Genomic DNA, 15,266 nt, shown 5'->3' with positions numbered 1-15,266 from the left:
GCAAGGCAGTGCGAATAGGTAGGGGACGTTGCTGCAGAACACGCGGAACGGCGTGCCGGAGGCGGAAAGCCTCTCCACGACCTCATCCGCAGACCGCTATCCGCGGGCGTACCCCCGTCCGCGGCTAGGTGGGTCCACTCCGATCCCCATCGGGTGTGCCCATCGCCGTCCATGCCCGACACATGGGCGGCGTCGCGCTCAGGCGCCGAGGGGAGGTGCAATGCCTCCCCTCTCTTTTTCCGGCTTCCACGGATCGATGACATTCCGCTTCGATGCGCTTAACACGCGATGGCCTATCGTCGTGGCCCGATCCCTGCACGCAGGAGGCCCCATGACCACGCATGTTTTCACCGCCGAGGATTCCGCAGGCCGTCGTTGCCGCATCCAGGTGATCCGGAGCGGCGACATTGGCACGTCCGGTGGCAGCGGGCCCCAAGCGCCCGCCTATGTGCTGGAAGACGGCAGCCATGTGCGGCGTGTCGACAACGACACCTTCCAGATCATCGGCACCGGTGCCTACATCACCCGCGTGCCGGACTGACCGGGCACACTGCGGGCCGCGGCCTGCGAGCGGTCAGTAGACCGCCGCCGCATGCAGCGGAGCGGCGTGGTCCCAGGTGGCGCGTGCCGCCAGGAAGCCCAGTTCCACCAGCACCCCGGTGCCGACGACGAGCGCGCCTTGCCGTTCGACCAGCTGCACCGCCGCTTTCAGGGTGCCACCCGTCGCCAGCACGTCGTCGATCACGATGACGCGCGCGCCGGCGGGCATGGCATCGGCGTGGATCTCCAGGCGGTCGCGTCCGTATTCCAGTCCGTAGTCGAGTGACAGCGTATGCCCAGGCAGCTTGCCCGGCTTGCGCACGGGCACGAAGCCGACGTCGAGTTCGCGTGCCAGCGCAGCGCCGAGGATGAAGCCGCGCGCCTCCACGCCCACGACTGCGTCCAGGCGGATGCCGCGCCAAGGCGCGGCCATCGCCGCGACCGCCTCCGCGAAGGCGCCCGCGTCCGCCAGCACGGGCGTGATGTCCTTGAACAGGATGCCGGGCTGGGGAAAGTCGGGAATATCACGAAGCAGGTCGGTCCAGGCGGACATGGGAGGCTCGCAGGCGGGAGGGCGCCGATGCTACCGCACACCGCCCGCCTGCCATGGGATGCATTCTCCCGGCAATGCCTGCTAATCAGGATGCGCACTGGCGACTATGCTTCCGCGACCTTCACTTCCTGACCTTCCCATGAGCGCTCCCCTGTCGATGTACCAGGCCTCCGTCCCCGCGTTCCTGCGGGCGTTGCGCAACCTCCGCCACATCCTCGAGAAGGGCGAGGCGCACGCCCGCGAACATGGCGAGGACGCGGGCGCGCTGCTGCAGGCCCGCCTGTACGAGGACATGTTTCCCCTGGTGCGGCAGGTGCAACTCGCGACCGATACCGCGAAGTTCGGCGCGGCGCGCCTGGCCGGCGTGGAGTCGCCACGCTTCGAGGACGTGGAAACCACATTCGAGGCGCTTTACGCGCGCCTCGACGCGGTCGCCGACTACCTGCGCACGTTCGACGAGGCCGCGCTGCTGGGCAGCGAAACGCGTGCGGTCACCCTGTCCACGCGCACGCGTGGCGATCTGCAGTTCGACGGGCGCGGCTACCTGCTCGGTTTCGCGCTGCCGAACCTGTTCTTCCACGTCACCACCGCGTACGCCATCCTGCGCCACCGTGGCGTGCCGCTGGGCAAGCTGGACTATCTCGGTCCCGCCGCCTGATCGCGCAATGCAGTGTCACCCGGCGATGCACGCCTGCGCGCGCGCCAGCAGCAGGGCCTGTTCGCGTTCGTTGCGCGTCATGCCTGCCGCACGCTCGAACTCGGCGCGTGCTTCCTCGCGGCGGTCCAGCTTGAACAACAGGTCGCCGCGCACGCTGGGAAGCAGGTGGTAGTGCTTCATCGCCGGCTCGTCGAGCAGCCGGTCGACCAGCGGCAGCGCGCTTGCCGGGCCGCTGGCCATCGAGACCGCCACCGCACGGTTGAGTTCGACCACGGGTGACGGGTTCACCTGCGCCAGCGCGGCATACAGCGTCGCAATGCGGTTCCAGTCGGTGGCATCGGCGGTGTGCGCACGTGCGTGGCAGGCGGCGATGGCGGCCTGGAGCGCGTAGGGGCCGAACGCGCCACCCAGACGCTCGGCGCGCGCCAGCGCCTCCAGGCCGCGCTGGATCAGCAGGCGGTCCCAGCGGTTGCGGTCCTGGTCCAGCAACAGCACCGGTGCCCCGTCCTTGCCGACGCGCGCGGGCAGGCGCGAGGCCTGGATTTCCATCAGCGCGATCAGGCCGTGCACGTCCGGTTCGTGCGGCGCCAGCGCCGCCAGCATGCGGCCCAGCCGCAGCGCTTCCTCGCACAGCGCCGGGCGCATCCAGCCGTCGCCGCTGGTGGCCGAGTAGCCTTCGTTGAACACCAGGTAGACCACGCCCAGCACCGAGGCCAGTCGCTCGTGCAGTTCCTCGCCACGCGGCACCTCGAACGCGACATCGGCATCGGCCAGCGTGCGCTTGGCCCGCACGATGCGCTGCGCCACGGTCGGCTCGGAGGTCAGGAATGCGCGTGCGATCTCGTCCGTGGTCAGCCCGCACAGCAGGCGCAGCGTCAATGCGACGCGCGCCTCCATCGACAGCACCGGATGGCACGACACGAACACCAGCCGCAGCAGGTCGTCGTCGATGTCGTGGTCCAGCGCATCCTCGTCGCGCGCACGCCGCTCCTCGTGCGCGTCGTCCAGCTCGCGCGCCAGTTCCTCATGCTTGCGGTCGAGCAACTGCAGCCGGCGCAGCCGGTCGATCGCGCGGCGCTTGGCGGTGGTCATCAGCCATGCCCCCGGGTTGTCGGGCACGCCGTCACGTGGCCAGGTCTCCAGCGCGGCGACCAGCGCGTCCTGCGCCAGTTCTTCGGCCAGGTCCAGGTCTCGCAGCATGCGCGCCAGACCGGCGATCACGCGCGCCGATTCGATGCGCCAGACGGCGTCGATCGCGCGATGGGTAGGAGAGGTCGACATGCCGTGCATCACACCACGGCACCGCGGCGGGAAAAAGCCGCAGTGCAGCGGGCAGGGGCGTCAGCGTACGCACGACATCCCCGCGCGGGCATCACGCATCCTTCTCGCAGTTGATCATCCACGGCACGCCGAACTTGTCGACCAGCATGCCGAAGCGCACCGCCCAGAACGTCTGCCCCAGTGGCATGGTCACCTGGCCACCGGCCGACAGCGTGCCGAAGATGCGCTCGGCGTCCGCGATGCTGTCCACCGACAGCGACACCGAGCAGCCCTTCACGCCCTCGTACGCATACGCCGGATGGTTGTCCGAGCCCATCAGCACGGTCTGTCCGAAGGTGATGTTGGTGTGCATGATCTTCTGCTTGTGCTCGGGAGGAAAATCCTCGCAGCCCTCGGCGCCGTCGAAGCGCATCATCGGCCCCAGCTCGCCGCCGGTGGCCTGGGCATAGAAGGTGAAGGCGGCTTCGCAGTCGCCGTTGAAGATCAGGTAGGGATTGACGTTCATGTCGTGCTCCTTGGGTGGTGGGTGTCGCGGTGGCGCCGGACGACGCCGGGATGGCCTTCCTGTACGCGACGATCCGGTGGGCCCGGAATCGACATGTCGGCAGGCGGGATTTCATTCGCGGAAGCGGCGCTCAGCCGGTCGGGGCGTCGTCGGCCAGGATCGCCGCGCGCTGGCGCCTGGTCAGCCGGTCCCAGGCGTAGCCGTAGGACCATGCCACCAGCGCCTTCAGTTCGGTGGTCGGTACCGAGGCGACGTCCACCACGGTGATCCAGCGGTGGATGCCCAGCCAGCGCGCCGGCTTGATACCGGGCTGGTCGGTCAGCTCCAGGAAGCGCTCCGGCGCCACCTTGAAGCTGAATCGCCAGCGCTCCGGCTCGCTGGTCTTGAAGTAGGCGAAGCGCTTGCCGCCCACCGCATAGGTCAGGATGTTCGCGGGGTCTGCATAGCGTTGCTCGACGCTGCCGGGCAGGGAACGGCAATGGCGTTTGAGGGCGGCGACATCCATGCGTGCATGCTAGCCCCGTGGGGCGTCGCGCGGATGTCATCGATGCGTCGTTGCGGACAGTCACGGCCCTCGGGTCGCATCGCGCATCCCGTCGCCGTGCAGCCGCGCTTTCACGCCGGGTTCGCGTTGTCCTGCCGCAAAGTCGGTCCATGACCGAACTCAGCATTCTCTACGTCGACGACGACGACAGGCACCGCACCATGGTGGCCGAAGCCCTCGAACTGGCCGGCCACCGCGTCACCCAGGCGTCCTGCGGCACGACGGCACGGGCGCTACTGCAGCAGCAGGTTTACGACTGCGTGGTGACCGACTACGACATGCCCGGCGTCACCGGCGCCGCGGTGGTGTCGGAAGCCCGGCGCCTGCAGCCGGCCGTCACCGTGTGCGTCGTATCGGGCCATGCCCGCGAGCACATGAGCGACCTGCCCACCGGCACGCTGCTGATGACCAAACCCTTCAGCGTGCCGTTGCTGCTGGACGTGCTGTCGCCGCGGTGAGCGGAGGCGGTTGCCGGCCTGCAACGACGCCGTTACACCCTCGCGTTCGGATCGGCGACACTCCGCGAACCCCACCGAGGAGCGCGCCATGGCCCAGCAGTCCGCCTTCACCCGTCTCGCCAAGAAAGCCTCCACCTTCACCGGCCGGCCATCGTGCTTCGCGCTGGCGCTGGGCATCATCATGGTGTGGGCGATCACCGGGCCCCTTTTCGGTTTCAGCGATACGTGGCAGCTGGTCATCAACACCGGCACGACGATCATCACCTTCCTGATGGTCTTCCTGATCCAGAGCACGCAGAACCGTGACACGGAAGCCATGCAGATCAAGCTGGATGAACTGATCCGCGTCTCGCGCCGTGCCGACGACGCGCTGCTGGATCTCGAGGAACTGGAAGAAGCGGAACTGGACGCGTTGCGTGCCCGCTACGAAGACATGGCCCGGCAGGCGCGGGACGCGCGTGATGGGCGGAGGATGCGATGATCCGCGGGGAAGGATTTCAAGGATGACGGAGGCGGCATGAAGACGGCCTGGTTCTTGCTCGCAGCGATAGGGTTGCCAGTGACGGGGGAGGCGCAGTCCCCTCCGCAGGAAGGGACATTCCATTTCGTGGAGGGCGGAGAAGCCGGCACGCGCGAGATCTTCGTGGGCGAGAAGACGGCGGCAGATACCCTGGTGCTCACGTACGGAGGATCCGGTTGTGCCGACCTCGGCAAGTATTGGCTTCCGCGGTTGGCCGAGGGCATGGGCATCAAGGCGCGTTACCTGGCACTCAACAAGCGCCATGTGGAGAAGGGTGCCGTCGGCGACGGCGTAGGAGCATCGTGCTCGACTGCCTTCAACGCGCGCAATACGCCACGCCAGTGGATGGCGGACTACATGGAGTTCATCTCGCGCACGCTCGACGAAGAACCGCGGCGCTGGAAGAAGGTTGTGCTGGTAGGCGGTTCGGAGGGCGGGGCGCTGGCGGTTCGCGTTGCGCGCTCACGGTCTGACATCACGCATCTGGTCATCGTGGGCGATGGCGGCTGGAGCATGCGCGAGAACCTGTCTGCCCTGCTGGGCACCGAAGCCGTGGACGCCGCATGGAAGGACATCGCGCGTTATCCCGACAGCACCGGCAAGATGTGGCTTGGCCACCCTTATCGGTACTGGTTCGACACGTTCGACCACGCTCCGCTCGGCGACTACCTGGCGCTGGATATCCCGGTGCTGATCGGGATCGGCGAGCGAGACCGCAGTGTGCCGGCCGCCTCCGCGCACGAGGTGCTGCGTGCGGCGCAGGCGGCGGGAAAGAAGAACATCGGTCTGGTGGTGTATCCGGGCGCGGATCACGGCCTGCAAGCCGATGGGCACGACCATCTGCAGGACTTCCTGCAGGGCGCCGGGCAGGGCATTGCGTCCGGCCTCGTGGAGAGCTCAGGCCATTGACCCTGGCCATGTCGAAGGCGGGTATGGAGCGCAACGCGATCCCCGCCGGCAAGGCGCCTACAGCCTCTTTTCCATCCGGTAGTTGTGGATCGCGACGCCGCCCAGCAGCAGGTCATTGCGTCCGAGCACGGTGAAGCCGCGGCGTTCGAACAGGGGGCGGGCGAGTTCGCTGGCTTCGACAAAGATCAGTTCCATGCCCTGCTCGCATGCATGGCTTTCGATCGCGGCGTACAGCAGCGAGCCGACGTGCAGGCCCTCGGCTTCCGGTGCGGCGTACAGCATGTCCAGGTGGCCGTCGGCTTCCAGGTCGCCGAAGCCCAGCACGACACCGGCGTCATCCTGCGCCACCCATACCTGGCGTCCGTCGTTGCATCGCGCCGCTGTGCGGGCTACATCCGCGGTCGCTGCCCACGCCGCCACCTGGGCCGGGGTGTAGGCGCGCGGTCCGTAGTGCCGCACGGAGCGGGCGTACAGGTCGGTCAGGGCGATGGCGTCGGCGGGATGGTACGGGCGAAGGGCAGGCATGGGCGGCAGGTGTGGACGGTCGGACGGTCGTGGCGCGTTCCCGCAGGGCCCGCATTCGCCTTCATCGACCTCGATCGCAGGGACCGGAACGGGCTGCGATTCTCTCATCGCGGATGTCGCGAGGACCAGAAAGCCGCGCAGCTCCCGCCTACGCGTGTAACCGTGCGGCAGGGTCAGCGGTGCACGAGATCCGCCAGTGCGGTCTCCAGCGTCGGGAAGCGGAATACGAAGCCCTCCGCCAGCGCATGCGCTGGCAGGATGCGCTGGCCGGTCAGCAACAGCTGCGCCATCTCGCCCAAGCCCGCCTTCAGCGCGAAGGCCGGTGTCGGCAGCACGGCGGGTCGGTGCAGGGCCCTGCCCAGCGTACGCGCGAAGTCGCGGTTGGTCACCGGCACCGGCGCGGTGCCGTTGTAGGCGCCGCCGGTGCGGTCATTGTCGAGCAGCCACGCGATCATCCGCACCAGGTCGTCGCGGTGTATCCAGCTCATCCACTGGCGGCCATCGCCCATCGGTCCGCCCAGGCCCAGGCGGAACGGCGGCAGCATTTTTGCCAGCGCACCACCGTCCATGCCCAGCACGATGCCGGTGCGCACGCGGCAGGTGCGCACGTCCAGGCCTTCGGCCTGCATCGCCGTGGTCTCCCAGTCGCGGCACAGCTGTGCGGCGAAGTCGCCACCCGGTGTCGCGGATTCGTCCAGCGCTTCCTCTTCGCGCGGACCGTAGTAGCCGATCGCCGAACCGGAGACCAGCACGCGCGGACGTACCGATTGCCTGGCCATCCACGCGATCAGCGCCTGCGTGGTTTCCAGGCGCGAGCGACGGAACTCGGCCTTGCGCGCCGCATTCCAGCGGCCGGCCATCAGCGGTTCGCCGGCCAGGTTGATCACCGCTTCCACGTCGCGCGCCTGGTCGAGGGTCGCCAGCACACGCGCGGCGGCCGGTAGCCGTGCGCGGGCGCTGGCGGGATCGCGCGTCAGCACGCTCGGCGCATGGCCGGCCTGCAGCAGGTGCTCGCACAGGGCATGGCCGATGAAGCCGGTGCCGCCGGTGATCAGGACGTGCATGGCGCGCCTCGTGGGGAATGAGGGCCAGCTTACGCACGGCGGCGTGTTGCGGATGTGGAACGGACCGTGGGCGGCGATCGCCGGTCAGTCGGGAGTCGGGTGACTACACTACGCACATGGCGTCGCTTCCCCTGCTCCTGCTCCCCGGCCTGCTGTGCGACGAGCGCCTGTGGCGCGATCCGGCGGCCGAACTGGCCGATGTCGCGACCGTGCACCACGCCGACCTGACCAGGGACGACAGCATGGCCGGCATGGCGGCGCGGGTCCTGGCCGCCGCGCCGCCGGTATTCGCGCTGGCGGCACTGTCGATGGGCGGCTACGTTGCGTTCGAGATCCTGCGGCAGGCACCGCAGCGCGTGGCGAAGCTGGCCCTGCTCGACACGAGCGCGCGGCTGGATCCACCCAAGCGCAGGCTGGTGCGGCAGGCCGGCCTGGCGATGGCGGAGGCCGGACGCTTCGCCGGCGTCACCCGCAAGCTGTTGCCGCAGCTGGTGCACCAGAGTCGCGTGGAGAGCATCGTGGGCGAAGACGTCATGGCGATGGCGCAGCGTGTCGGTCGCGATGCCTTCCTGCGCCAGCAGCGCGCCATCATCGACCGGCCCGATTCGGAGCCGCTGCTGCCGGCGATCGCCGTGCCCACGCTGCTGGGCGTGGGCGAGGACGACCGCATGACGCTGCCGGAGGAAACCCGGCTGATGCACGACCGCATTCCCGGCGCGCGGCTGCACGTGTTCGCACGCTGCGGCCACCTGCCGCCGATGGAGGTGCCGCAGGAAACCGCGGCGGTGCTGCGCGACTGGTTGACGGCGGCATGACGCGTGCTCCGCGCACGCCACTGCAAGCAGACGCGCCCGCAAGCGCGGACAATGGCGGCCATTCTTCTTTTCTTTCAGACAGGCGGGAGTACACATGGAACTGGCGATGATCGGACTGGGGCGCATGGGCGCCAACATGGCCGAACGGTTGGTGCGCGGCGGCCACACGGTGCGCGGCTACGATCCGGGCGACGCGGCCCGCCAGCAGGCCGAGGCGCGCGGCATCGTCCCGCACGCGACCCTGCAGAACGCCGTGTCGGCATTGCCCTCGCCGCGCGTGGTGTGGCTGATGGTGCCGGCCGGGCAGGTGGTCGACGACACGCTGGCGCAGTTGCGTCCGCTGCTGTCGGCCGGCGACATCGTCATCGACGGCGGCAATTCCAACTACAAGGACAGCCAGCGGCGCGCGGGCGAACTGGCCGACGCCGGCATCCGCTACGTCGATTGCGGCACCAGCGGTGGCGTGTGGGGCCTGGCCGAGGGCTACAGCCTGATGATCGGCGGCGACGCCGAGGCCGTGGCCACGTTGCGGCCGGTGTTCGCCACGCTGGCGCCGACCCCGGAGACAGGCTGGGGCCACGTAGGGCCGAGCGGCGCCGGCCACTTCGCCAAGATGATCCACAACGGCATCGAGTACGGAATGATGCAGGCCTTCGCCGAAGGCTTCGCCATCCTGAAGAAGAAGGAGGCGATGGACTTCGACCTGGGCGCGCTGGCGGAGATCTGGCGGCACGGCAGCGTGGTGCGCTCGTGGCTGCTGGACCTCACGGCCGATGCGTTGAAGAAGAACCCGGACATGGCCGGCATCGCGCCCTTCGTCTCCGACTCCGGCGAAGGCCGCTGGACGGTGGCCGAGGCGATCGACCTGGACGTGTCGGCGCCCGTCATCACCATGTCGCTGCTGGAGCGCCTGCGCTCGCGCGAGCACGACTCCTATGCCGACAAGCTGCTGTCGGCGATGCGCAACGAGTTCGGCGGCCACGCGGTCAAGACGCAGGACTGATCACCCGGTCTTATCGTCTTCGCCGCTAGGGTGGCGGCTCTGATTCTGGGAGCCGCCGATGAAGATCCTGATGGTGCTGACCTCGCACGACCGCCTGGGCGAGACCGGGCACAAGACCGGCTTCTGGCTGGAGGAATTCGCCGCGCCGTACTACGTGTTCAAGGAGGCGGGTGCGGACGTCGTGCTGGCCTCGCCGAAAGGCGGCCAGCCGCCGCTGGATCCGAAAAGCGATGCGCCCGATGCGCAGACGGCCGCCACCGTACGTTTCAATGCGGACGCCGACGCGCTGGCGGCACTGGCGACGACCCGTCGCCTGAAGGACGTGGTGGACGACACGTTCGATGCGGTCTTCTATCCCGGCGGTCATGGCCCGATGTGGGACCTGGCCGAAGACGCGGACTCGATACGCCTGATCGAACAGACCTTTTCCGCCGGCAAACCGGTGGCGGCGGTCTGCCACGGTCCGGCGGTATTCCGCCACACGCACGGTGCGCTCGGCGAGCCGCTGGTGAAGGACAAGCGCGTCACCGGATTCTCCAACGAAGAAGAAACCGCCGTGGGCCTGGCCGACATCGTGCCGTTCTCGCTGGAAGACGTGCTGACGCAGAACGGCGCGCGCTACGAGCGTGGTGCGGCGTGGCAGGTGCACGTCGTGACCGATGGTCGGCTGGTGACGGGACAGAATCCGGCGTCCTCGGAAGCGGCAGCCGAAGAAGTGCTGCGTCTTCTGCGCTGACCGCATTCACGGCACCTTACCCTTGGCAGGCTAGGGTGCGTCACCGATAGAGGGGAGCAGGACATGACGGACGGGCCGGAGCATCTTTACACGCAGCAGGCCGACATCGCCCGCATGGAAGCCCTGATCCGGCAACTGCCCGACGAAGCGAGGGTAGAGATCCGCTTGACCGACGGCGGTGCGATCACCGGCGTCGTCCCCGCGCGTCCCACCGTGCAGGTGTTCCGCGATGCGGACGGCCAAGAGGGATTCAATGCGGTCGTGCGCATCGACGACCACACCCGCCCGGACGTGACCCACTACCTGTGGCTGGACCGGATCGCGTCGGTGACCGCACTGGGATCGGCCTGATGCCGCCGCTGCCGACCGCCGACATCGCCTGCCCGTACTGTGGGGAGACCATCACGCTGGTGGTCGACGATTCCGCGGGCGACCAGCAGTACATCGAGGATTGCCATGTCTGCTGCAAGCCGATCGAAGTCAGGGTAAGCGTGGATGAAGACGGCGCCGTCGACGTGGTCGCGTGGGGTCAGGACGACGCCTGACAGCGCATCGCGCAGACCGTAACGCCCGTATCGCGGCACGCGGCGCTATGCTCCGTCCCGGTCCCACACTGACCCTGGGGAGGGAAGAAATGACGACCACGACGGGTACGAAGCGCTCGATGGGGTACTGGATCGTCGCGGTATTCGCGCTGGTCTGGAACCTGATCGGGGTGGCGATGTGGTATCTGCAGGTCAACATGACGGCCGAGCAGCTGGCGATGCTGCCTGAAGCGCAGCGACAGGTTTACGAAGGCACGCCGGGTTGGATCAACATCGTCTTCGCGGTGGCGGTGTTCGCGGGCGTGCTGGGCGGACTGGGGCTGCTGCTGAAAAAGCGGTGGGCGAGCACGATGTTGCTGGCGTCGCTGGCGGCCCTGCTGATCCAGATCATCGGTACGTTCGCGGCGACGCCGGCGTGGGTCGCCTATGGCCCGACGGGACTGGTGATGCCGGCCGTGCTGGTGGCGATCGCGCTGTTCCTGCTGTGGTACGCCAACAAGGCGAAGGCGCGCAGCTGGTTGTCGTGACTTGTCCCTCTCCCTGCGCAGCGGGGAGAGGGTGGCCGAAGGCGGGTGAGGGGCGACGAAGTCCGCATTGTCGATGTGAACGGATCGTTTCCAACGTCGGAGACACGCGAGTATCGGCCTGACATCGCGCTCGCCCCTCATCCGGCCTCCGGCCACCTTCTCCCCGCCGCGCGGGGAGAAGGGAATTCAGACCTCCGCATCCTCCAGATCCACGCCGATGAAGCCGCCGGACTGCCGGCGCCACAGCGCCGCATACAGGCCATCCTGTTGCAGCAGTTCCTCGTGGCTGCCGCTCTCGATCACGCGGCCGCCGTCCATCACGATCAACCGGTCGAGCACCGCGATGGTGGACAGCCGATGCGCGATGGCGATGACGGTCTTGCCTTCCATCAGCGCGTACAGCTGCTCCTGGATGGCGGCTTCGACTTCCGAATCCAGCGCGGAGGTCGCCTCGTCCAGCACCAGGATCGGCGCGTCCTTCAGCAATACGCGGGCGATGGCGACACGCTGGCGCTGGCCGCCGGACAGCTTCACGCCGCGCTCGCCGACCTGGGTGTCGTAGCCGCTGCGGCCCTTGGCGTCGGTCAGGCCCTGGATGAAGTCGTCCGCATGCGCGCGCTGCGAGGCTTCAAGCAGTTCCGCTTCCGTCGCGTCCGGGCGGCCGTAACGGATGTTGTCGCGGATCGAGCGGTGCAGCAGCGAGGTGTCCTGGGTGACCATGCCGATGTTCCGGCGCAGCGATTCCTGCGTGACCTTCGAGACCTCCTGGCCGTCGATCAGGATGCGGCCGCCTTCCACGTCGTAGAAGCGCAGCAGCAGGTTGACCAGCGTCGACTTGCCCGCACCGGAACGTCCGACGATGCCGACCTTCTCGCCCGGCCTGATCACCAGCGACAGGTCGTCGATGACCTTCGCCTCGCGACCGTAGTGGAACTGGACGTGGTCGAAGCGGATCTCGCCCTGAGTGACGTCCAGGTCTTTCGCGTCCTTCGCATCGGCGATGGCCAGCGGCTGAGCCAGCGTGCCCATGCCGTCCTCGACGGTGCCGATGTTCTCGAACAGGCCGGCCACTTCCCACAGGATCCAGTCCGACATCGAGCGGATGCGCATCACCAATGCAATGGCGACGGCGATCGCGCCCATCGAGATCGACGACTGCAGCCAGGCCCAGATCGCCACGCCTGCCACGCTGGCCAGCAGGAAGGCGTTGAGCGTGTGCAGGGCGACCGTCAGCTGGGTGACCAGCCGCATCTGCGCGTGCACGGTCACCATGAACTCGTCCATGGCGTTGCGTGCGTAGTCCTGCTCGCGCATGGTGTGGGCGAACAGCTTGATGGTCTGGATGTTGGTGTAGCTGTCGACAATGCGGCCGGTCATCTGCGCACGCGCGTCCGACTGCGCCATCGACACCTTCTGCAGGCGTGGCACGAAGTGGAACACCAGCACCAGGTAGCTGACCAGCCAGATGACCAGCGGCAGCACCAGCCAGAGGTCGGCCTGCGCGACCAGCACCACGGTGCCGACGAAGTAGACGACGACGTAGACGAACACGTCCATCAGCTTCATCACCGTCTCGCGGATCGACAGCGCGGTCTGCATGACCTTCTGCGAGATGCGGCCGGCGAATTCGTCCTGGAAGAAGCCCACGCTCTGCCGCAGCAGGTAGCGGTGCGACAGCCAGCGGGCGATCATCGGGTAGTTGCCGAAGATGGTCTGGTGGATGACGAGTGACTGCACCAGCACCAGCAGCGGATAGGCCACCACCACCAGCAGGCCCATCCACAGCAGCTTCTCGCCGTGCACCTGCAGGAAGCTGTCGCGGCCGGTGCTGCCCATCCAGTCGACCAGCTGGCCCATGTAGTCGAAGAAGGTGATCTCCAGCGCGGAGATCACGCCGGTCAGCACCGACATCACCACCAGCCACGGCAGCAGCGGGCGCGAGTAGTGCAGCAGGAACGGCAGCAGTTTCCGCGGTGGCGTGGTCGGCTCGCCCTTCGGATACGGATTGATGCGGGTTTCGAAGAATCGGAACATCGGGTCGGTCCATCGTGGGCGCGCATCGGCGCGCCGGAAAAACATGCCGGCTCAGCCGGCGGGGTAGGGCCATGCGGCGCGCGCCTGCCTCAGCGCATGCCCGAACCAGGCGAGCTGGTCCAGCATGCGCCGCGCGGCGCGTTCGCTGGCCTCGGCCGCATGCGGACGGCCGGTGGTATCGAAACGGTCCCACGCCTGGCTGAAGTACACACCGTCGCGGACGGGTACCGCGTGCAGGCCGGAGAACACCTGCCGCAGCTGTTCCGCCGCACGGACGCCGCCGCTGTGGCCCCCGTAGGCGACAAAGGCGACCGGCTTGGCCTGCCAGTGGGCCTGGACCGAATCGATCACGAATTTCAGCGCTGCCGGATAGCCGTGATTGTACTCCGGCACCACCACCACGAAGGCGTCGGCGCGCCAGATGCGTTGCTGCAAGTTCACCAGGTCGGCGCTCGGCGCGCCGCCGTGGCGCTGCGGCAGGTCGAGCAAGGCGGGGTCTACGGCATCGACGGTGTAGTCGCGTCGCAACGCGAGCTGCGCGCGGAGCCAGTCTGCGACGGTGCCGCAGAAACGGCCTTCGCGGGTGCTGCCATACAACAGTGCCAGGTGCAGGGGATCGGACATCGGAGGGGGCTTGCGGGAGAGCGGGAGGGCAGGGTAGAACCTCAAGCAATCTTGAGGTCAATGCGCCATGCCGGGAAAACAGCATCCCCCCATCGAAACGGAGCTCACTGTCGGCCAGGTCGCCGCGCGCGCAGGCGTCGCAGTGTCCACGCTGCACTTCTACGAGGCCAAGGGCCTGATCCACAGCTGGCGCAACAGCGGCAACCAGCGTCGCTATCCGCGCGAAGTGCTGCGTCGCGTGGCGGTGATCAAGGTCGCGCAGCGCACCGGCATCCCGCTGGCGGAGATCCAGTCCGCACTGTCGTCGTTGCCCGAGAACCGCACGCCCACCGCCGCCGACTGGAAGAAGCTCTCCGCGCGCTGGCGCGAGTCACTGGATGCGCGCATCGCCAGCCTTACCCGCCTGCGCGACCAGATGGATGGCTGCATCGGCTGCGGCTGCCTGTCGTTGAAGGTCTGCCCCCTGCGCAATCCGTGGGACGAACTGGGCGAAGAGGGGCCGGGCGCGCGGCTGCTGGAGGACGCGTGACGGTGGACCTCGCCCTGTTCGATTTCGACGGCACGCTGACCACGCGCGAGACGTTCCCCGATTTCATGCGCTACGCCGTGCCACGCCCGCGACTGCTGGCCGGCGCTGTACTGCTGGCGCCCATCGTGTTCGGCTACCGGCGCGGTTGGGTGGCCGGCAACCCGACCCGGGCCAGCATCGTGCAGGTGGGTTTGCGGGGCATGGATGCAGCGCGCCTGCGCGCGCAAGGCGAGGCGTTCGCGCGCGACGTGCTGCCGGCTGCGCTGCGGCCCGATGCGATGGCGCGGCTGCAGTGGCATCGTGAGCGGGGAGACCGCATCGTCGTGGTATCCGGTGGGCTGGATGTCTACCTGGCGCCGTGGTGCGCCGCGCAGGGTCTCGAACTTGCGTGCTCCGTGCTGGCTGAGCGCGGCGGGCGCATCAGCGGCTACGCCGGACCGCAGTGCGTCGGTGATGAGAAGGTGCGGCGCGTACTGGCGCTGTGCGATCCGCAGGCGTACGCCGCCATCCATGCCTACGGCGATACGCATGAAGATGGGGCGATGCTGGCGATGGCGCATCACCGGACGTATCGCGGACGGGCGGTGACTTGAGTCGGCGTGCGCTGTTGTAGGAGCAACTGTCTTTTAGCTGGTTCGCCACTCGGTCTGTTCGCGGACCATGGCATTGAGGCGGATGAGCAGGACGCGCATGCAGGCGGTGATGGCGACTTTGGCGGCCTTTCCCTGCTGGCGTAGTCGCTGGTAGCGCGCCTTGAAGTCGGCTTGCTTGCGGATCACTGACCAGCACGCCATGTACAGGACACGGCGGATCGCGGCGCGTCCGCCGCGGATGCGGCGTTTGCCGGCGTGTTGTCCGCTGTCCACGTTGTAGGGAGCCAGTCCGGCCAATGCAGC

General features: G+C 68.1%; 22 protein-coding genes. 13 read left to right on the top strand and 9 right to left on the bottom strand.

The genetic code is table 11. From position 1 onward, the window contains the following. Positions 1-331: 331 nt before the first annotated feature. Positions 332-541 (top strand): hypothetical protein, encoded by a 210-nt coding sequence (locus CSC78_RS08355; protein WP_162337454.1) that lies wholly within the window; start codon positions 332-334, stop codon positions 539-541. 33 nt (positions 542-574) lie between these two features. On the opposite strand, the gene CSC78_RS08350 is transcribed toward CSC78_RS08355, so the two are convergent. After that, positions 575-1,093, bottom strand: coding sequence for an adenine phosphoribosyltransferase (locus CSC78_RS08350; RefSeq protein ID WP_162337453.1), 519 nt, complete (start codon positions 1,091-1,093; stop codon positions 575-577). Between the two features lie 139 nt (positions 1,094-1,232). On the opposite strand from CSC78_RS08350, the gene CSC78_RS08345 reads away from it, so the two are divergent. After that, positions 1,233-1,751: a DUF1993 domain-containing protein gene (locus tag CSC78_RS08345; RefSeq protein ID WP_238391205.1), complete on the top strand. Its 519-nt coding sequence runs from the start codon at positions 1,233-1,235 to the stop codon at positions 1,749-1,751. A gap of 15 nt (positions 1,752-1,766) precedes the next feature. Here CSC78_RS08345 and CSC78_RS08340 read toward each other — a convergent pair whose 3' ends face one another. From CSC78_RS08340 to CSC78_RS08330, 3 genes are all read right to left on the bottom strand, one after another. Beyond that, positions 1,767-3,032 carry an RNA polymerase sigma factor gene (locus tag CSC78_RS08340; RefSeq protein ID WP_162337452.1) on the bottom strand — a complete coding sequence of 422 codons (1,266 nt, stop codon included), beginning with the start codon at positions 3,030-3,032 and terminating at the stop codon, positions 1,767-1,769. A 91-nt stretch (positions 3,033-3,123) separates the two neighbouring features. Beyond that, on the bottom strand, positions 3,124-3,537 hold the full coding sequence (locus CSC78_RS08335; protein ID WP_162337451.1) for a VOC family protein: 414 nt from the start codon (positions 3,535-3,537) through the stop codon (positions 3,124-3,126). 130 nt (positions 3,538-3,667) lie between these two features. Beyond that, positions 3,668-4,042 carry an MmcQ/YjbR family DNA-binding protein gene (locus CSC78_RS08330; protein WP_162337450.1) on the bottom strand — a complete coding sequence of 125 codons (375 nt, stop codon included), beginning with the start codon at positions 4,040-4,042 and terminating at the stop codon, positions 3,668-3,670. Between the two features lie 149 nt (positions 4,043-4,191). On the opposite strand from CSC78_RS08330, the gene CSC78_RS08325 reads away from it, so the two are divergent. The 3 genes from CSC78_RS08325 to CSC78_RS08315 all read left to right on the top strand — a co-directional run bounded on the left by CSC78_RS08325 (position 4,192) and on the right by CSC78_RS08315 (position 5,968). Further along, a complete protein-coding gene (locus tag CSC78_RS08325; RefSeq protein WP_162337449.1) occupies positions 4,192-4,539 on the top strand; it encodes a response regulator in 348 nt (115 codons plus the stop codon). Between the two features lie 88 nt (positions 4,540-4,627). Then, positions 4,628-5,020: a low affinity iron permease family protein gene (locus tag CSC78_RS08320; protein ID WP_162337448.1), complete on the top strand. Its 393-nt coding sequence runs from the start codon at positions 4,628-4,630 to the stop codon at positions 5,018-5,020. Between the two features lie 36 nt (positions 5,021-5,056). Further along, positions 5,057-5,968: an alpha/beta fold hydrolase gene (locus CSC78_RS08315; RefSeq protein ID WP_162337447.1), complete on the top strand. Its 912-nt coding sequence runs from the start codon at positions 5,057-5,059 to the stop codon at positions 5,966-5,968. A gap of 57 nt (positions 5,969-6,025) precedes the next feature. On the opposite strand, the gene CSC78_RS08310 is transcribed toward CSC78_RS08315, so the two are convergent. Beyond that, complete coding sequence (locus tag CSC78_RS08310; protein WP_162337446.1) at positions 6,026-6,493, bottom strand: GNAT family N-acetyltransferase; 468 nt, start codon at positions 6,491-6,493, stop codon at positions 6,026-6,028. Positions 6,494-6,666: 173 nt separating this feature from the next. Further along, a complete protein-coding gene (locus tag CSC78_RS08305; RefSeq protein ID WP_162337445.1) occupies positions 6,667-7,557 on the bottom strand; it encodes a TIGR01777 family oxidoreductase in 891 nt (296 codons plus the stop codon). A 116-nt stretch (positions 7,558-7,673) separates the two neighbouring features. Between CSC78_RS08305 and CSC78_RS08300 the strand changes: the two genes are divergently transcribed. The 6 genes from CSC78_RS08300 (at position 7,674) to CSC78_RS08275 (ending at position 11,183) form a co-directional block, all read left to right on the top strand. Beyond that, complete coding sequence (locus tag CSC78_RS08300; RefSeq protein ID WP_162337444.1) at positions 7,674-8,372, top strand: alpha/beta fold hydrolase; 699 nt, start codon at positions 7,674-7,676, stop codon at positions 8,370-8,372. Positions 8,373-8,466: 94 nt separating this feature from the next. Further along, positions 8,467-9,375 carry a phosphogluconate dehydrogenase (NAD(+)-dependent, decarboxylating) gene (gnd, locus tag CSC78_RS08295; protein ID WP_162337443.1) on the top strand — a complete coding sequence of 303 codons (909 nt, stop codon included), beginning with the start codon at positions 8,467-8,469 and terminating at the stop codon, positions 9,373-9,375. 58 nt (positions 9,376-9,433) lie between these two features. Next, on the top strand, positions 9,434-10,111 hold the full coding sequence (locus CSC78_RS08290) for a type 1 glutamine amidotransferase domain-containing protein (RefSeq protein ID WP_162337442.1): 678 nt from the start codon (positions 9,434-9,436) through the stop codon (positions 10,109-10,111). Positions 10,112-10,174: 63 nt separating this feature from the next. After that, entirely contained in the window at positions 10,175-10,462 is a 288-nt protein-coding gene (locus CSC78_RS08285) for a DUF3247 family protein (protein WP_162337441.1), read from the top strand. Further along, positions 10,459-10,656, top strand: a complete 198-nt coding sequence (locus tag CSC78_RS08280) for a CPXCG motif-containing cysteine-rich protein (protein WP_379609089.1) — start codon at positions 10,459-10,461, stop codon at positions 10,654-10,656. Before CSC78_RS08285 ends, CSC78_RS08280 begins: the two co-directional genes overlap by 4 nt. Before the next feature lie 89 nt (positions 10,657-10,745). Then, positions 10,746-11,183, top strand: coding sequence for a hypothetical protein (locus tag CSC78_RS08275; RefSeq protein WP_162337439.1), 438 nt, complete (start codon positions 10,746-10,748; stop codon positions 11,181-11,183). A gap of 186 nt (positions 11,184-11,369) precedes the next feature. Here the strand turns inward: CSC78_RS08275 and CSC78_RS08270 are convergent, their stop codons facing one another. Continuing rightward, positions 11,370-13,217, bottom strand: coding sequence for an ABC transporter ATP-binding protein (locus CSC78_RS08270; protein WP_162337438.1), 1,848 nt, complete (start codon positions 13,215-13,217; stop codon positions 11,370-11,372). Positions 13,218-13,268: 51 nt separating this feature from the next. Continuing rightward, positions 13,269-13,841, bottom strand: a complete 573-nt coding sequence (locus tag CSC78_RS08265) for an NADPH-dependent FMN reductase (RefSeq protein ID WP_162337437.1) — start codon at positions 13,839-13,841, stop codon at positions 13,269-13,271. A 67-nt stretch (positions 13,842-13,908) separates the two neighbouring features. Here CSC78_RS08265 and soxR point away from each other — a divergent pair, with 67 nt between their 5' ends. Both soxR and CSC78_RS08255 read left to right on the top strand, forming a co-directional pair. Beyond that, positions 13,909-14,370 carry a redox-sensitive transcriptional activator SoxR gene (soxR, locus tag CSC78_RS08260; protein WP_162337436.1) on the top strand — a complete coding sequence of 154 codons (462 nt, stop codon included), beginning with the start codon at positions 13,909-13,911 and terminating at the stop codon, positions 14,368-14,370. After that, entirely contained in the window at positions 14,367-14,963 is a 597-nt protein-coding gene (locus tag CSC78_RS08255; RefSeq protein WP_238391204.1) for an HAD-IB family hydrolase, read from the top strand. The genes soxR and CSC78_RS08255 overlap by 4 nt, the downstream gene beginning before the upstream one ends. 33 nt (positions 14,964-14,996) lie before the next feature. Here the strand turns inward: CSC78_RS08255 and CSC78_RS08250 are convergent. Continuing rightward, positions 14,997-15,266, bottom strand: a 270-nt coding sequence (locus CSC78_RS08250; protein WP_162337435.1) for a transposase, incomplete at its 5' end; no start/stop codon positions are given.

The sequence above is a fragment of the Pseudoxanthomonas japonensis genome (assembly GCF_010093445.1).
In the GTDB taxonomy this organism is placed as follows: Bacteria; Pseudomonadota; Gammaproteobacteria; order Xanthomonadales; family Xanthomonadaceae; genus Pseudoxanthomonas_A; species Pseudoxanthomonas_A japonensis.
Note: the sequence above shows the minus strand (reverse complement) of the source record. Positions and strands in the feature narration are given on the sequence as shown.

Excerpts from the sequence above, each read along its gene's own strand:
- CSC78_RS08335 (WP_162337451.1), bottom strand. The coding sequence starts at position 3,537 with ATGAACGTCAATCCCTACCTGATCTTCAACGGCGACTGCGAAGCCGCC.
- CSC78_RS08300 (WP_162337444.1), top strand. The coding sequence starts at position 7,674 with ATGGCGTCGCTTCCCCTGCTCCTGCTCCCCGGCCTGCTGTGCGACGAG.
- CSC78_RS08355 (WP_162337454.1), top strand. The coding sequence starts at position 332 with ATGACCACGCATGTTTTCACCGCCGAGGATTCCGCAGGCCGTCGTTGC.
- CSC78_RS08270 (WP_162337438.1), bottom strand. The coding sequence starts at position 13,217 with ATGTTCCGATTCTTCGAAACCCGCATCAATCCGTATCCGAAGGGCGAG.
- CSC78_RS08350 (WP_162337453.1), bottom strand. The coding sequence starts at position 1,093 with ATGTCCGCCTGGACCGACCTGCTTCGTGATATTCCCGACTTTCCCCAG.
- CSC78_RS08315 (WP_162337447.1), top strand. The coding sequence starts at position 5,057 with ATGAAGACGGCCTGGTTCTTGCTCGCAGCGATAGGGTTGCCAGTGACG.
- gnd (WP_162337443.1), top strand. The coding sequence starts at position 8,467 with ATGGAACTGGCGATGATCGGACTGGGGCGCATGGGCGCCAACATGGCC.
- CSC78_RS08305 (WP_162337445.1), bottom strand. The coding sequence starts at position 7,557 with ATGCACGTCCTGATCACCGGCGGCACCGGCTTCATCGGCCATGCCCTG.
- CSC78_RS08275 (WP_162337439.1), top strand. The coding sequence starts at position 10,746 with ATGACGACCACGACGGGTACGAAGCGCTCGATGGGGTACTGGATCGTC.
- CSC78_RS08340 (WP_162337452.1), bottom strand. The coding sequence starts at position 3,032 with ATGTCGACCTCTCCTACCCATCGCGCGATCGACGCCGTCTGGCGCATC.
- CSC78_RS08290 (WP_162337442.1), top strand. The coding sequence starts at position 9,434 with ATGAAGATCCTGATGGTGCTGACCTCGCACGACCGCCTGGGCGAGACC.
- CSC78_RS08285 (WP_162337441.1), top strand. The coding sequence starts at position 10,175 with ATGACGGACGGGCCGGAGCATCTTTACACGCAGCAGGCCGACATCGCC.
- CSC78_RS08330 (WP_162337450.1), bottom strand. The coding sequence starts at position 4,042 with ATGGATGTCGCCGCCCTCAAACGCCATTGCCGTTCCCTGCCCGGCAGC.
- CSC78_RS08310 (WP_162337446.1), bottom strand. The coding sequence starts at position 6,493 with ATGCCTGCCCTTCGCCCGTACCATCCCGCCGACGCCATCGCCCTGACC.
- CSC78_RS08325 (WP_162337449.1), top strand. The coding sequence starts at position 4,192 with ATGACCGAACTCAGCATTCTCTACGTCGACGACGACGACAGGCACCGC.
- CSC78_RS08265 (WP_162337437.1), bottom strand. The coding sequence starts at position 13,841 with ATGTCCGATCCCCTGCACCTGGCACTGTTGTATGGCAGCACCCGCGAA.
- CSC78_RS08320 (WP_162337448.1), top strand. The coding sequence starts at position 4,628 with ATGGCCCAGCAGTCCGCCTTCACCCGTCTCGCCAAGAAAGCCTCCACC.
- soxR (WP_162337436.1), top strand. The coding sequence starts at position 13,909 with ATGCCGGGAAAACAGCATCCCCCCATCGAAACGGAGCTCACTGTCGGC.
- CSC78_RS08345 (WP_238391205.1), top strand. The coding sequence starts at position 1,233 with ATGAGCGCTCCCCTGTCGATGTACCAGGCCTCCGTCCCCGCGTTCCTG.